Genomic DNA, 15,392 nt, shown 5'->3' on the forward strand with positions numbered 1-15,392 from the left:
AAGACGAGTTGTTTCAGCCCGACGACTTGGGCTGGCTGGATTCAGCCTCAAGGCGGGAATGACGATGAGAGAAACCGCCAAGAACGCCCGTCAGGTGCACGCTGCCCCGCGCAGCTTTCGCCGGAAGGCACAGTTTTCCGGCCGCGAAATAGAGCAGGAACGAGCCGATCTGATACGGGAAAATGATATCGATCTCCACGAAGGAGCGAACGACAAAGAGCGCGCAAATGGCGAAGAGAATGACGCCCTGCGGATCGCTCTTTCGCATCAGGACCGAGCGCAGATGGCCAAGCAGCGTGCCATAAAGCACCATGCCGAGCAGGACCATGCCGACGATGCCGTTCTCCACCACCGTTTCGATATAGGTGTTGTGGAAGTGGAAGCCGCTGCGGCCCGTGATGAAGAAGTCGTTCCACAAACGTTCGGCATCGGCAAAACCCACCACCCAGAAACCCTGATAGCCGACACCGAGAATGGGCGTCTGTTTCGCCGCTTCTATGCCCTGCTGCCACAGATAGGTACGGCCGGTCAGCGTCGAATCCTTGCCGAAAATGCCGAGAATGGCATCGAGTAGGCCGAATTGCAGGGAGGCAACAACCAGCAATGCGCCAAGACCGCCAAGCGCGAAAAAGGTCATCTTGCGGTTGGCGGGTGAAAGCATGCCGATTGGGATGAAGCCGATGATGAGGGCGACCACGGCGGCCGTTGTGATGGCGGATGTGGCCGATTGCGACGCGATGAGGCTATAGGCCGATAAAAGCCCGGTGACACCCGCAATCGGCAGCCAGATGCCCCTTTGTTTGAGGACCAGGACGGAAGAGGCAGCAAAAATGACGCCGAGCGAGGCATAAAAGCCAAGCTGGTTCTTCGATGAGAACGCGCCGACGAAACTATAGGTGCCATCAAGCGCATCGAAGAGATAGATGCCGAACAGCAGCGAATACAGCAGCACCACGGCGATGCCGATCAACGCGCCACGCGTCAGTGTGCGGATGGAAATCACCCGCATGGCAATGAGCGCGCAGACGATATGCGTCATGTACTGGATGGAGGCGCGCATGGTCACCGATGCCGCTTCAGACCAGAAGCTGGACAGCACGGTCAGTATGCCGAAGGCGAAGATCCACAGATAACGCGGATAATTGCCGAGCACCTGCCGGTAGTTGACCACCACCAGCGGCAACCACATGCCATAATAGGCGAGAACCGATATTTGCCCGAAACGCGACGAATAGGCGAAAACGAAGAATGACAGCGTGATTGCCGCCATTCCGTAGACTTCATTGCGTTCGGGATCGATCAGCGCCGATTTGGCGATCCGCATGGAAACCTCACTGCATCAGGATTTCGGACGAGACCTTGATGACGTCGCCTGGCTGAAGCATGGCATTTTCATCCACCTTCACTTCCTTCGGCTTGCCGTTTTCCTCACGCACCACGACGTAGCTGATGGTCGCGGATTTTCCCGATGGGTCGAAACGGATCGCCTCGGCAGATTGCGCCAGCGCCTCCGACATCAATTCGCGGCTGGTGGTCAGCTGCAGATTGAGCTTGTCGAGTTCCGCTTCCGTATCCTGCAATTCCTTGGAGCGCTGCGCCACCCAGTCGTTGCGCAGGTTGATCTCGTCCTGCGTCGCCTTGTTGATGTCCTGCTTAGCGCGCAGCGACTGCGTATCGATATCGAGCAGGGTGGATTCCACCTCCGCCGCCCGTTCTTCCGCAGAAATACGCCGCTGCGACAGGGCAAGCCCCTGCTCGTTCAGCCGGTTGACGCGGTCGCGGTCCTCATTGGCAAGCTGGAGCTGGCGGTTCTGTGTTTCCGATTTCTTGTTCAGGGATTCGACTTCGCTCTGCAACAGCGCATGCAGATCCGTCAACGCCTTGAGCTGAAGCGTATATCGCTCGGTCCGGGACTTCATCAGCGCGCTTTCGCTCGCGAGAAGCGTATCGATCTCGGTAATCTTTTCCATTTCCGGCGTCTTGGCAATGGTCGTATCACCCTTGACCTCGGCAACGAGACGCGCCTGACGGGCGAGCAGCCTTGCCCGCTGGTTGTCATAGACCGCGGCATCGCCGCGCGCATTGATGAAGTCACGGGCGAAACGCTGGCCTGCATCAGAGCGCCTTAAGCCGCCGGCGAGGCTGACGGCCTTCAGCACTGTCAGATTGGCGGCGTATGGATATTCGCCCGGCGTCTGCACGTCGCCGCTCAAAAAGATCGGCCGGAACTGGGCGATTTCGACGGAGGCCGATGGCAGGTTGCGAAGGGCAAACTTGCTCTGAAGCTGGGCGCCGATCGCCTCGCTGACTTCAGATGGTGTTTTCCCCGCCACCTCCAGCTGGCCGATGAAGGGCAGAGACAAGGAGCCCGAGGGACCGACGGAATAGTCGCCATTGATGACATCCCAGTTGCGGATGCTGCCATCGGCCGGTTGCCATTCGGCGACGCGAATGCGCAGCTTGTCGGCTGTGCCGAGCTTGTACTGGCCACCGTCAGCAGCCATTGCGGAAAGCGGCGCGCCGAAAGCGACGGTTGCGGCAAGCAAAAGTGCGGTGAGGGTCTGTCCGGCCGTCTTTTTGGCAAGCGGACGATTGGAGGCGGCGAAAAGGCCGTTCATCGGGAAACTCCCTGTTTGCGGATCGCCACGCGGGCGATCAGGCGATAGAGCAACCGGACGGTGCCGGTTGCGCAGCGCCGCAAAAGCGGCCAGTATGATTAGCACCAATGACGCACCCGAAGACCGGACTTGGGATCCCGGTCAGGGTGCGTGTCGAAATGAAGGTCGATAAAACCGAACTCAATTTTGGTCAGTAGCTTCCGCGTGACAGGCACACGGCTGGAATGGTCTTGACGATGATGAAGACATCCTGTCGCATCGACCAGTTCTGCACATATTGCGTGTCGAAGGCCACGCGGGTCTTGTAGGAGACGTCGTTACGGCCGCTGATCTGCCACAGGCCGGTCAGGCCCGGACGGGTGCTGAGATAATAAGCGGCAGCGCTTTCGTAGTAGCTCAGCTCTTCATCGACGACCGGGCGCGGGCCAACCACGCTCATTTCGCCGCGGATGATATTGAGGAGCTGCGGCAGTTCATCAAGGGAGAGCTTGCGCAGCACGGCGCCAACGGCCGTAACACGCGGATCGTTCTTGAGCTTGCGGGTAGCACGCCATTCCTCGGCGGCTTCCGGATTGGCGGCAAGATATTGGCGCAACATCTCGTCGCCATTCATCGCCATCGTCCTGAATTTCAGGCAATGGAAATAGCGGCCATTATGTCCCACACGCCGGTGGCCGTAGAAGATCGGGCCAGGGTCGGAAAATTTCACCAGCGCGGCGATCAACAGGAAAAGCGGGCTGAATATGAGCAGCGCAAGTGCAGCCGATGTCATATCGAAGCTACGTTTTGCGATGCCCCCGATAGGAAAACTGACATCGAAGTCTTCGGAGCTGCTGAGTGTCTGTTCAGCCGATTGGGTCGCGGACTTCATAGAGAGAACTCCATTTATGTTTTGCGATTGGTCGGTGCCCGGAGGCGCGTCTTTCCGTCTAAAGGAGATAACAAGTCTGTGTTCTGAATTTGATGCTAATGGATTTTTTGTAAGGCACATTGCCTATGACCGTCTATGCGATTTCTTGCGTGAGCGCCCGATCAACGTCCGGGCAATATTAACGGTTGCATAAAAAAGAAACAAATGTGCAGATGGCCATGTTCCCAGAGCATGGGTGTCCATCCCGCATGTATAGGGTTTTCGACCCCGGATAGTCTTTTCTTATATGTTTCTTATGACTTGGTGAGATGAGACAGGAACGCCAAGAACAGCCATGCGTGTAACAGACTAATAAATTTTTTTGCGGCGCAGCAAGATTGCGGCAATGCATATAAAATTTGACATATTAGCCGGGATTTTTCTGTCTGGCATTTTGTGTTTGCCAAGAAAAAGCGATGGAAAAATTGCAAGAGCGGCGCAAAAGTGGCGAAACAATGGCAAAAATTCCTGTCAAAGCCCCGACCAATCGTCGAAAATCTTCCGGCTTCGGCAGAGATTCTGTCTCTACCAAGATAGGCCGGACGTCCGCCTGGTGCCATATCGGGTAAAAGACCCGGGAATCAGAAGGTGGGTGGCGTGCAGGCGCTGATGACCTCGCAGGGCACGGGTCCGACGCAACGGAAGCGATGCGGCCTGCGGCTTTCAAAATAATAAGCGTCGCCCGGCCCAAGCACCCGCCTCTCCTCGTCCACCGTCACTTCCAGACGCCCGGAGAGGATTATCCCCCCTTCCTCACCATCATGCACCAGCGGCACCTTGCCGGTATCGGCGCCCGGCTGGTAACATTCCTTGAGGATCTGCAGGCTGCGGCCGAAAACATTATCGCCAACCTGCCGGAAGGATATCGGCCCCTTACCGATTTCGACCAGTTCGTCCGCGCGGTAAAATGCCTTGCGGCTCGTCTCCGGCTCGAAGGCGAAGAACTCGGCAAGACCGATCGGTATGCCGTCGAGAATACGCTTCAGCGCGCCGACGGACGGATTGGAGGTATTGGATTCAATCAGGGAAATCGTCGAATTGGTGACACCGGCGCGCCTTGCCAATTCACGCTGGGAAATATTGTGACGCAGCCGCAAATGGCGCAAACGCCCGCCTATATCCACCGACATGCAGGAGCCCCCGTTGCCCTTGTTCGAAATATCGAAAACTCTCCTCTCCGCCTATAACATTTTCAATGGCTTGGCCACAGCGAGAAAAGGGCTTGTTCAGTCCGGAAAATAGCTTTCAATCATCGGCACCGAACAGGAGAGCCACTATGGATAACCCCAGCAGATCCAATTCCACCTCACTCGACAGCTATTGGATGCCATTTACCGCCAACCGGCAGTTCAAGGCCAATCCACGCCTGCTGACGAGCGCAGAGGGCATGTATTACACCAGCAATGACGGCCGCCAGGTTCTCGACGGCACGGCTGGGCTATGGTGCGTCAATGTCGGCCACGGCCGCCAGCAGATCGCATCCGCCGTGAAACACCAGCTTTCCACCATGGATTATGCGCCCTCCTTCCAGATGGGCCACCCCGTCGCCTTTGAATTTGCAGAGCGGCTGGCGGAAATTGCGCCGGGTCCGGAAGGTGCAAAACTTGATCGCGTATTTTACACCGGCTCCGGCTCGGAATCGGTCGATACGGCCCTGAAGATCGCCATTGCCTACCAGCGCGCCATCGGCCAGGGCACCCGCAGCCGACTTATCGGCCGCGAGCGCGGTTATCACGGTGTCGGTTTCGGCGGCATCTCCGTCGGCGGCCTCGTTAACAACCGCCGCGTTTTCCCGCAAATCCCCGCAGACCATCTGCGTCACACCCACGATCTTTCGAAGAACAGCTTCGTCAAGGGCCAGCCCGAGCATGGTGCCGAGCTTGCCGACGATCTGGAACGGCTGGTTGCCCTGCATGGCGCGGAAACCATCGCCGCCTGCATCGTTGAGCCAGTCGCCGGCTCCACCGGCGTGCTGGTGCCGCCGAAGGGTTACCTGGAACGCCTGCGCGCGATTTGCGACAAGCACGGCATTCTGCTGATCTTCGATGAAGTCATCACCGGCTTCGGCCGCATGGGTTCGTCCTTTGCGAGCAATTACTTCGGTGTGACCCCTGACATCGTCACCACCGCAAAGGGCCTCACCAATGGCGCAATCCCGATGGGCGCGGTCTTCACCAGCCGCAAGGTTCACGATGCGCTGATGCACGGGCCGGAAAGCCAGATCGAGCTTTTCCACGGCTACACCTATTCCGGCCATCCTGTCGCCTGCGCCGCCGGCATTGCCACACTCGACATCTATCGCGACGAAGGGCTCTTCACCCGTGCAGCCGAAATGCAGGACGTGTGGCACGACGCCATCCATTCCCTGAAGGGCCTGCCGAACGTCATCGACATCCGCACCATCGGCTTCATCGCCGGCATCGAGTTGCAGCCGCGCGACGGCGCCATCGGCGCGCGCGCCTATGAGGTCTTCACGGATTGCTTTGAGCGCGGGCTGCTCATCCGCGTCACCGGTGACATTATCGCCCTTTCGCCGCCGCTGATCGCGGAGAAATCCCATTTCGACGACATCGTCTCGATCCTCGGCGACGCGCTGAAAAGAGCGAATTAAAAGTATAAATCTCTAATATAGAAAAGGCTGCAATACAAATTGCGGCCTTTTTTGCTTTTTATCAAATCCATCATAAAAATAGATCATTTCTTAAGCACGTTCTATTATTTTCCCGCAGTATAACCAACGGAGCGGGAACGACCCCATGGCGTCGATTCAAAAAAAGATAATATTAGCAAGCATCGCAATATTCTCTCTCACCGGAAGCGCCGTTGGCATCGGCATTTGGGCGACGGAGACGCTCAACCGCAATAGCGCGGAAGTATCACGCTCTGCCGAAATACTTCACAATCATATGCGCGCCGACATGATGCACGATGCGTTGCGCTCGGATGTGCTCGCAGCCATTCTTTCCACCAATGACACGATGGGTTTGTCTTTCGACGCGGTAAAGGCCGACCTTGCCGAACACGAAGCGACATTCCTCGAGGCCATAAAGGAAAACGCGGCTTTGTCCGAAGGCACCGAAGCCAAAGCCGTTATCGGCAGCGTGGAAAAACCGCTTCACTCCTATCTGGAAATAGCCAAGACAGTGGTCGGCCTTGTGGGGTCCGATCCGGGTGCAGCGACAAAAATGATCCCGGATTTCATGCGGCAGTTCACCACGCTTGAAACGGCGATGGAGAAAGCCGGCGAGCAGATCGACACGCTGTCGCAGGCCACCGTCGCAAAAAGCCAGGAGACCAAGGCCGTCATCGACTTTCTTTTGAAAGGGCTGCTGGCTCTGGCGACACTCTTCTGCGTCAGCCTCTTCATCCTTACCCGCAAAACGGTAACGGGTCCTATCCTGCGCCTGTCGGAGACGATGGAAATCCTTGCGAGTGGCGATACGTCTCAGCCGCCCTCGGGTGTCGACCGCAAGGACGAGATCGGTTCCATGTCCGGCGCAGTCGAAATATTCCGGCAAGCAGCGATCGCCAATCGGGCATTGGAACAGGAAGCCGCCGCTGCGCGTGAAAAGGCTGAACTTGATCAGCAGGCGGCACGACACCAGGCGGAAGAGGATGCATCGGAACGGCTGCGCATCGCGACATCCGGGCTTGCCGCAGGGTTGAAGCGGCTTGCAGCCGGTGATCTCGCCTTCCAGCTCGATGTCGCCTTTGCTCCGGAATTCGAAACCCTGCGCCGTGATTTCAACAGTTCGGTCAAGCAGCTCGCTGAAACGCTTCTCGCGATCTCCGACGGCGTCGCCACCATCGATGGCAGCACCCGCGAAATCGCGGCGGGCGCGGACGATCTTTCTCGCCGCACCGAACATCAGGCCGCATCCCTCGAAGAGACAGCCGCAGCCCTTGAAGAAATCACCGTCAATGTCGCCAATGCCAACAAGCGTGCCGCCGAAGCCCGCCTTGCTGCCACCGATGCCAACCAAAGCGCAGTGAAATCCGCCGAAGTCGTCGGCCATGCCGAAGAGGCCATGCGCCGCATCGAGGCCTCGTCGCGGCAGATCACCGGCATCATCGGCGTCATCGACGAAATCGCCTTCCAGACCAACCTTCTGGCGCTGAATGCCGGGGTGGAGGCTGCCCGTGCCGGCGAAGCCGGCAAAGGCTTTGCCGTGGTGGCGCAGGAAGTGCGTGATCTTGCGCAGCGCTCGGCAAAGGCCGCAAGCGAAATCCGCGGCCATATCCGGCAATCATCGACCGAAGTGGAGAGCGGCGTCAAACTGGTGCTCGATACCGGCACGACGCTCAAAGATATCGGCGAGCGCATCGCCGGCATCGATCGCCACATGAACGCCATCGCCACATCGGCGGCCGAACAGGCGACCGGTCTTGCCGAGATCAACGCGGCGGTGAATTCGATGGATCAGGCCACCCAGCAAAATGCGGCCATGGTGGAACAATCAACCGCCGCCTCGGCAATGCTCGCCGCCGAAACGGCCAAGTTGCGCGCGCTGGTATCCCGTTTCCGTCTTGAGATGGAAAGCATCGGTGGTCACGATGTTACCCGTCGCGTGGCCTGAGATTGCTGCCGCAGATCGAGCCGGCAAAATCGGGATAGAAGCGCATCGAATGCATCTTTATCATCCGTCATTTCCAGCCGCCATCGCAGGCGGCTGGAAACCTTCATTTATCAATAGGTCTGCATCGGCTGCGAAAGGCCGTCACCAACCACGCCGCCGCCATATTGCGCGACCGGTACGCCTGCCTGACCGATCGGCACGCCCTGCTGTGCCGGTCCAAGCGCCGTAACCACAATCGGCGTACCATCCGGCACACGGTTGTAGAGATCGACGATGTCCTGGTTCAGTAGGCGAACGCAGCCCGAGGAGACGGACTTGCCGATCGTCCACCACTCGGGCGAGCCGTGCAGACGATAGATCGTGTCCTTGCCGTCCTTGAAGATATAGAGCGCACGCGCACCGAGCGGGTTCTTGAGCCCCGGCTCCATGCCGCCATTGCGGCTGCTATAGGGCTCGAGTTCCGGCTGGCGGGCCACCATCTCATCGGGCGGCGTCCAGCGTGGCCATTGCCGCTTGTACTGGATCACGCCACGGCCGGACCATTCGAAGCCCGCGCGGCCAAGACCGACGCCGTAACGCATGGCCTGATTATTTTCATAGGTGAGATAGAGGAAATGGTTGGCGGTATCGACCACGATGATGCCGGGGCGCTCACCGGTCGGATTTTCCACCATCTGCCGCAGGAACTGGCGCGGGATCCTCTTGTAGGGAATTTCCGGCAGCGGAAATTGCTCGTCCGGCTTGGGGCCGTACATCAGGGCATACATCGGGTCGTCGGCCGGAGCGGCGGGCCGGCTGGCCTCGCGCGCCGTGGTGTTACAGCCCGCAAGGCCGGCAAGCGCCAGTCCACCTGCTCCAAGCAGGAAACCCCGCCGGGTCGTTGTCGTGTCGTTCAATTGAAAAACCTCATTTACGTCATCTCACACTGGCAAAGGGATCTGCCAGCGCCGCCTCGGGACGGCTGATAGGGTACTTCGTGCCGGAAACCTGCGATGCCATGGCCTTGGCGCCACTGGATTTCAGGATGGCACGGAAGCTCGGATGCATGCCGCCGTCTACATACGCACTGAGGGGAGCTGTGGTTCCCTCGTTCATAGCGGCGGCAAATTTTTGTTGTTCTTCGACCAGTTTCGAAGCGACCAGCGGGTCCTGCTGGTTGGTGGCAGGCGGGCAGGCGGCCAGCGGATCGGCAGGTTCGCCTTCGGCAAATTCACTATTGAAGACATATCGCCTGCCGCAGACGGATACCTTTGGCTGCCGGCGCGTCACCTCGAAATAGTCGTAGCCTTCCTTCAGCGTCTTCCAGAAGGGCATGTTGGGATCATCCCGATGCGCCACCATGTTGCGGGCGCTCATGCGGAACGGATAGGCCTGCACCTGAAAACGGTCCTGACCGCCCTGCAATGCGCGCGCGACGACCGCATAAATCTCGCCAACCTGCTGATCGGTCATGGCATAACAGCCCGAAGAGGAACAGGCGCCGTGCACCATCAGCGCTTCACCGGTGTAACCGAGCGCCGATTCCAGCCGGTTGGGATAACCGAGGTTGAAGGAGACGAAATATTGCGAATTCGGGTTCAGCATGCCCGCCGAGACATGATAAAAACCTTCGGGCGCCTGCCTGTCGCCGGTTTTCATCTTGGGCCCGAGCTTCCCGGACCAACGGCACATGGGATAAGTCTTCAGCAGTGCATAATTTCCGGTCTTATCGATCTTCCAGACCTCGAGTTCGCTTTCCTGCTTGAAGATGCGAACGAGGACCGGGCTTTCCGGGCGCATGCTCTTGGCGGACATCTGCGCCATCATCTTGGACGACAGCTTCGGCGGGTCCTTCTTGACACTATCGAGACCCATGGAAGTGCATGCGGCAAGGCTGCCGCCGATCGCAACGATCGCAGCCATTCTCACACCCGCCTTTGCCCTGTGCCGCAACCCCGCAACCGCGAAATCCAGCAATGCCTTCATGCCCATGGATCGTTCTACCCGCCTGATTTGCCCGCCTTTCCGGCAGACGCTTAACTAGCGAAGGTGGCCACAACGCGGCAACCTCGCATATGGACAAAGTCTCGTGAACAGACGTTACCCATTCGTTAATCATACGCACACAAGCCTGTGATGGAACTGTTGTTACCGAAGGAGCCCCTGCCCGCCATCGATCCATATCGGCGTGCCGGTGATGTGGCGAGACCGGTCGGATGCCAGAAAACCGATCAGCGCAGCGACATCCTCGCTCGTCCCTGCAACCCCGCCTGTGACCGGAATGTCGCCCTCCGGAAAACGCACCGGCACCTCGGTCTTGTCGCGCCCGCGTATGTCGGTATTTTCGTCAATTGCCGTTTCAATTTCGCCCGGACACACCGCGTTGACACGGATGCGATGACGCCCAAGCTCAAGCGCCAATTGCTGGGCCATGGCAAGCTGCCCGGCCTTCGTCACCGAATAGGCAGTGGCGCCCGGCGAGGTGAAAGTACGGGTGCCATTGATGGAAGAAACGATGACGATGGAGCCGCCGCCTGCGGCCTTCAGATGCGGCACGCTGGCATGGATGGTGAGATAGGTGCCGCGCAGGTTGATGCGGATCGTATCGTCCCACTCCGAAGGCTTCAGGTCGTCAATAGGCGCCCAGACGCCGTTGACGCCGGCATTGGCCACCACGACATCCAGACGGCCAAAATCTTGCACAAGCGTTGCGACTGCATGTCGCATGGCCATTTCGTCCGCCACATCGGCGACAAGGACCTTCGATGCGCCCGTTGCAGCGGAAATCTCATTTTCCACTGCCTGCAATTCGGATTCGGTACGTCCAAGAAGGCCGACGGAAAAACCTTCCGCAGCCAGATGAAGGGCAGCGGCCCGACCGATGCCGGAGCCGGCACCGGTGACGAGCGCGACTTTACCATTGGCCAATGTCACAGCCCTCCTTTTCTCGACGCGATCGAGGTGACCGTTGCCGAGACGGGGTCGCTCGCCGGAAAGCTGTCTTCCAGCCCCTCTTCCAGCTCCTCCTCCAGAATGTCGCGATCCTTCGATGTGCGGGCACTCGCCTGCCCACGCGGTGCTTCATCCTGCGCCGTGCCGAGGGCGGAGAATTGCGAAGATGCATCCGCGCCCTGGCGCGTTCCGAATGCTGTCAGCTGAACCATGACCGCGCTTGCGCGTTTGATGGCCTCCGCATCGCCGATACCCTCCAGACCGTCGGCAAGGCGAACCGAGACCTGATCGCCGTCGCTGCCGACAAATTCCACGGAGATCACCCCGTTATCCCGTTTTACATAGGTCGTAGAAAGTTGCATGACATGCCCTCCGGTTTGAAAAAACATCGGCGTAATCCGATGCAACAACACACTGAAACCTGAATTCACAACGATGGCAGAGCAGAAGGGGTTCCAGATGGATCAGGCCTTTGGCCCGGAATTGCAGGAGAGGTTCTTCCTGCGCGATGCGGTGGACGTGGCCCGCGCCCTCATCGGTACGGAGTTTCGCATTGGCAATACCGGCGGCATCATCGTGGAAACCGAAGCCTATCACCCGGACGATCCGGCATCTCACAGCTTCAACGGTCAAACCCCACGCAACAGGGCGATGTTCGGCCCGGCTGGTCATCTTTATGTCTACCGGTCCTATGGCATTCACTGGTGCGCCAACTTCGTCTGCGCGCCGGGCTCCGCCGTGCTTCTGCGCGCCATCGAGCCCCTCACCGGCATAGACATGATGAAACTGCGGCGGGGAACTGACAAGCTGAAACTTCTCTGTTCCGGTCCCGGCAGGCTGTGTCAGGCCCTGGCCATTACCGGAGACATGGACGGCGCTCCGCTGGACGCACCGCCATTTTTTATCCGCCTGCCGAAAGAAGCGGCCTCAGTGAAAAGCGGCAGACGCATCGGCATCAGCCGCGCGCAGGACTATCCATGGCGCTTCGGGCTTGAAGGTTCGTCGTTCGTCAGCAAGAAGTTCGAACGGGACTAGACGACTATAGCACCTTTGGCGGCTGGTCGTTTTCGTCGGGGTTCGGTGTCGGCGCTTCATCTGGCAACCGGTCGGGTTCCGGTTCCTGCACCGGTGGAATATCGGGCTGCGGCGGCACCGGCATCGGCGGTTCGGGATAGGGCTCGACTGGAACGGCGGGCATTGCGGCCTCCTTGCGTCAACGCTCTTAGTCCTGAATGGATCGGGACTGCGTTTTAGGGACAACGCATTGCGCCGTCGATTTCAGGCGGCGCAACACCCAATTCGCCCATCGGTCAAATGCCGGTCAGGTCCCTTCGGTTCGGTTGCGCCGCCCGGTGGGTCGTGAAAGGAGAACGCGGGGAAAGCCGGTCCGTTCCGTTTTTTTGGAGAGCTTTTGACAGTGGCTCAGGCAAAACCGAGCGCGCTGCGGGAAATATCGCGGTTTTCGCAATAGTCGCGAGAATGGGCCTCATGGCCATGTTCACGGGCCGTTGAACGGGTAAGTTCCGGGCTTGGAACGTTGAGAAGCGCATCGGCATAGGTGCCGGTTGCTTCCACATCATCGATCACAGGCTGCTGTTGCGGTTTTAGAAATTCAAACATCCATCGTCCTCCTTCGACACGTCCCTCAACGCGCCGGCCCAAGTCCTGTTCCATAACGAACATGACAGTCCCGATTATACATGAGATGGCGTCGGCGTATAGATGACGAAAGGCGAACGCTATCAACTGACGTTCACAAAATGGAGTGGAATCAGTGAGCTATGGCGAGAAGTTCAGGCTGGGCCGACTGACTCCCGCAAGATCAGTTCGACAGGCCACAATTCCTGAACCTCGCGGACCGGGCGGCCGCCAACGATCTGCAAAAGCAGGTCCGTCACGCGCATACCGGCCATGCGCATCGGCGACCGCGTGGTGGAAAGCGGCGGCATCATGCTCTGTGGCGTCAGATAGGGAAAAACGTCGTCATGGGCGATGACGGAGACGTCCTTGCCGATCGTCAGACCCAGCTGGCTTGCGGCGCGATAGACCCCCTGCGCCGTCATCATCGCGCCCGCGACAAAGGCGGTCGGGCGTGGCGTCTGCTCCAGCAACGAGCGGGCGAAGCGGAAAGCGGCTTCCTCACTGAAATGCTCGCTCATCATCAAGCGCGGGTCCGGCGTGATGCCATGGGTCGCCAGCGCATCACGAAAACCCTGTTCGCGGTCCTGCACAAAAGTACGGCCGGTCGGACCGTTGATCAGTGCGATGCGACGGTGGCCGCGCTCCAGAAAATGGATCGTCGGGCGATAGGTCACATCATGATTGTCGATATCGAGCCAGGCATGCTCGAAAGGCGTCTTCGAGCGGCCATGCACGATGAAAGGTATGCCAAGCCTGTGGAGCAGTTCAATACGTTCGTCTTCCGGGCGCGGTGAATGCACAATGATGCCATCCACACGCCCGCTCGAGGCAAGCCTGCTGAAAATCGCCAGCTCTTCGTCGATATTATTATCAACGGTCACGCTGACGAGAATATCGGTCTCTTCGCCTTCGAGCCGGGTCGCCATGCCGCCCATGAATTCCGAAAAGAAATGCCCGCCGCCCGAACGGCCCATGACGACGCCGATGGCGCCCGCCCTGCCGGTTGCCAGCCTGACAGCATTGGCATTTGGCCGGTAGCCATACTTCAGCGCAGCCTCCATCACCCGCCGGCGCGTTTCCTCGCGCACCTCGGGATAGCCGCCCAGCGCACGGCTGACGGTGGTGGGCGACAGCCCGACCTTTTCTGCGAATTCCTTGAGCTTCATGTTTTTTGCCAATTTGCCACTGCATGCGTTGCCGCCGCGGATTTTTCAAGCCGACAAAAATTGAAAACGATTTCAATTTTTCTTTACCTGAAACCTTACAGGTCACTATTCTGAAAGGCAAACCCCTAAAAATCCCACGCCAAAACACCCGATTTCCCCACCATTAGAAAGAGTATTGACAGACTGCCTGGCTTTTGCGAGCCTCGCGTCAGTCAAAAGCGCTTTCAATTTTGAGGATGATCGGAAGCGTCAACGGAGGAGTTTGACAATGAATATTTCCATGAAGACTTTGTTCCTGTGCGGCAGTGTACTTTCTGCAGCCGTTTCCGCTCAAGCCGCCGAACTTTCCATCGCCGCCAATTCCACAGGCAAGAACGTCGCGTTCTTCCGCGAGCGGATCGCCGCCTTTGAGAAAGAGACCGGCCACAAGGTCAATCTCGTCACGATGCCTTCGTCGTCCAGCGAGCAATTCAGCCAGTACCGGCTGTGGCTTGCGGCCGGCAACAAGGATGTTGACGTCTACCAGACAGACGTGATCTGGGCGCCGCAGCTGGCCGAGCAATTCGTGGATCTGACCGAAGCGACAAAGGATGTCATCGGCGATCATTTCCCTTCCATCGTGGCATCGCAGACCGTGGACGGCAAGCTCGTCGCCATGCCGATGTTTACCGACGCACCCGCCCTCTTCTACCGCAAGGACCTTCTGGAAAAATATGGCAAGCAGCCGCCGAAAACCTGGAAAGAACTGAGCGAAACCGCCAAGGAAATTCAGGACAAGGAGCGCGAGGGTGGACAGAAGGACCTCTGGGGCTTCGTCTTCCAGGGCAGCGCCTATGAAGGCCTGACCTGCAACGCGCTGGAATGGATCGCATCCGCCGGCGGCGGCCATATCGTCGAGACCAATGGCGATATCTCCATCAACAACGAGAAAGCCGCAGCCGCGATTGAAGCGGCCAAGGGCTGGGTCGGCACCATCGCGCCGCAGGGCGTGCTTGCCTACAAGGAAGAGGAAGCGCGCGGCGTCTGGCAAACCGGCAATTCCGTCTTCATGCGCAATTGGCCCTATGCCTACGCACTTGGAAATGGCGCCGACAGCGCCATCAAGGGCAAGTTCGGCGTCACCCCGCTGCCGGCCGGCGAAGAGGGTGCGGCCCCCGCCTCGACGCTCGGCGGCTGGAACCTTGCCGTTTCGAAATATTCCGACGACAAGGAAGCTGCCATCCAGCTCGTGAAATTCCTGGCGTCGAAAGACACCCAGAAAATGCGTGCGATCCAGCTTTCCAACATGCCGACGATCGCTTCGCTTTACGACGACAAGGATGTTGCGGAGGCACAGCCCTTCATGCCGACATGGAAGCCGATCTTCGAGACCGCCGTTCCTCGCCCGTCCGCCTCGGCCAAGGTGAAATATAACGAGGTTTCCGCCAAGTTCTGGGGCGCTGTTCACAACACGCTCTCCGGCAACGGCACGGCGGCGGAAAATCTCGAACTTCTCGAGGTTGAACTGACCGATCTCAAAGGCAACGGCTGGTAATCCGGCTCGCGCGGG

General features: G+C 58.7%; 15 protein-coding genes. 4 read left to right on the forward strand and 11 right to left on the reverse strand.

All coding sequences use genetic code 11. The features are described from left to right. Positions 1–13 precede the first annotated feature (13 nt). From G3A56_RS18345 to G3A56_RS18360, 4 genes are all read right to left on the reverse strand, one after another. Positions 14–1,324 (reverse strand): O-antigen ligase family protein, encoded by a 1,311-nt coding sequence (locus G3A56_RS18345; protein WP_082185749.1) that lies wholly within the window; start codon positions 1,322–1,324, stop codon positions 14–16. A 7-nt stretch (positions 1,325–1,331) separates the two neighbouring features. Continuing rightward, entirely contained in the window at positions 1,332–2,618 is a 1,287-nt protein-coding gene (locus tag G3A56_RS18350) for a polysaccharide biosynthesis/export family protein (protein ID WP_082185748.1), read from the reverse strand. 190 nt (positions 2,619–2,808) lie between these two features. Beyond that, positions 2,809–3,489 carry a sugar transferase gene (locus tag G3A56_RS18355; RefSeq protein WP_003500662.1) on the reverse strand — a complete coding sequence of 227 codons (681 nt, stop codon included), beginning with the start codon at positions 3,487–3,489 and terminating at the stop codon, positions 2,809–2,811. A gap of 620 nt (positions 3,490–4,109) precedes the next feature. Continuing rightward, positions 4,110–4,658 (reverse strand): cupin domain-containing protein, encoded by a 549-nt coding sequence (locus G3A56_RS18360; RefSeq protein WP_003500658.1) that lies wholly within the window; start codon positions 4,656–4,658, stop codon positions 4,110–4,112. 146 nt (positions 4,659–4,804) lie between these two features. On the opposite strand from G3A56_RS18360, the gene aptA reads away from it, so the two are divergent. Further along, positions 4,805–6,139, forward strand: a complete 1,335-nt coding sequence (gene aptA / locus G3A56_RS18365; RefSeq protein WP_003500656.1) for an omega-aminotransferase AptA — start codon at positions 4,805–4,807, stop codon at positions 6,137–6,139. A gap of 145 nt (positions 6,140–6,284) precedes the next feature. Further along, complete coding sequence (locus G3A56_RS18370; RefSeq protein WP_082185747.1) at positions 6,285–8,105, forward strand: methyl-accepting chemotaxis protein; 1,821 nt, start codon at positions 6,285–6,287, stop codon at positions 8,103–8,105. Positions 8,106–8,215: 110 nt separating this feature from the next. Here the strand turns inward: G3A56_RS18370 and G3A56_RS18375 are convergent, their stop codons facing one another. The 4 genes from G3A56_RS18375 to G3A56_RS18390 all read right to left on the reverse strand — a co-directional run bounded on the left by G3A56_RS18375 (position 8,216) and on the right by G3A56_RS18390 (position 11,398). Beyond that, the gene (locus G3A56_RS18375) at positions 8,216–9,001 is read right to left on the reverse strand and encodes a L,D-transpeptidase (RefSeq protein ID WP_082185746.1); all 786 of its coding nucleotides are present in this window, start codon (positions 8,999–9,001) and stop codon (positions 8,216–8,218) included. A 19-nt stretch (positions 9,002–9,020) separates the two neighbouring features. Next, positions 9,021–10,076: a L,D-transpeptidase family protein gene (locus G3A56_RS18380; RefSeq protein WP_164056768.1), complete on the reverse strand. Its 1,056-nt coding sequence runs from the start codon at positions 10,074–10,076 to the stop codon at positions 9,021–9,023. Positions 10,077–10,232: 156 nt separating this feature from the next. After that, complete coding sequence (locus G3A56_RS18385) at positions 10,233–11,018, reverse strand: SDR family oxidoreductase (protein WP_082185745.1); 786 nt, start codon at positions 11,016–11,018, stop codon at positions 10,233–10,235. Further along, positions 11,015–11,398, reverse strand: a complete 384-nt coding sequence (locus G3A56_RS18390; RefSeq protein ID WP_164056769.1) for a hypothetical protein — start codon at positions 11,396–11,398, stop codon at positions 11,015–11,017. Before G3A56_RS18390 ends, G3A56_RS18385 begins: the two co-directional genes overlap by 4 nt. A gap of 97 nt (positions 11,399–11,495) precedes the next feature. Between G3A56_RS18390 and G3A56_RS18395 the strand changes: the two genes are divergently transcribed. After that, on the forward strand, positions 11,496–12,071 hold the full coding sequence (locus G3A56_RS18395; protein ID WP_082186071.1) for a DNA-3-methyladenine glycosylase: 576 nt from the start codon (positions 11,496–11,498) through the stop codon (positions 12,069–12,071). Between the two features lie 4 nt (positions 12,072–12,075). Here the strand turns inward: G3A56_RS18395 and G3A56_RS28465 are convergent, their stop codons facing one another. From G3A56_RS28465 to G3A56_RS18405, 3 genes are all read right to left on the reverse strand, one after another. Continuing rightward, positions 12,076–12,234 (reverse strand): hypothetical protein, encoded by a 159-nt coding sequence (locus G3A56_RS28465; protein WP_082185744.1) that lies wholly within the window; start codon positions 12,232–12,234, stop codon positions 12,076–12,078. Between the two features lie 224 nt (positions 12,235–12,458). Continuing rightward, the gene (locus G3A56_RS18400) at positions 12,459–12,656 is read right to left on the reverse strand and encodes a hypothetical protein (protein ID WP_035243556.1); all 198 of its coding nucleotides are present in this window, start codon (positions 12,654–12,656) and stop codon (positions 12,459–12,461) included. 173 nt (positions 12,657–12,829) lie between these two features. Beyond that, positions 12,830–13,843 carry a substrate-binding domain-containing protein gene (locus tag G3A56_RS18405; RefSeq protein WP_082185743.1) on the reverse strand — a complete coding sequence of 338 codons (1,014 nt, stop codon included), beginning with the start codon at positions 13,841–13,843 and terminating at the stop codon, positions 12,830–12,832. Between the two features lie 268 nt (positions 13,844–14,111). Here G3A56_RS18405 and G3A56_RS18410 point away from each other — a divergent pair, with 268 nt between their 5' ends. Further along, entirely contained in the window at positions 14,112–15,377 is a 1,266-nt protein-coding gene (locus G3A56_RS18410; RefSeq protein ID WP_003500633.1) for an ABC transporter substrate-binding protein, read from the forward strand. The last annotated feature ends 15 nt before the right edge of the window (positions 15,378–15,392 follow it).

The sequence above is a fragment of the Rhizobium oryzihabitans genome, assembly GCF_010669145.1.
Classification (GTDB): Bacteria; Pseudomonadota; Alphaproteobacteria; order Rhizobiales; family Rhizobiaceae; genus Agrobacterium; species Agrobacterium oryzihabitans.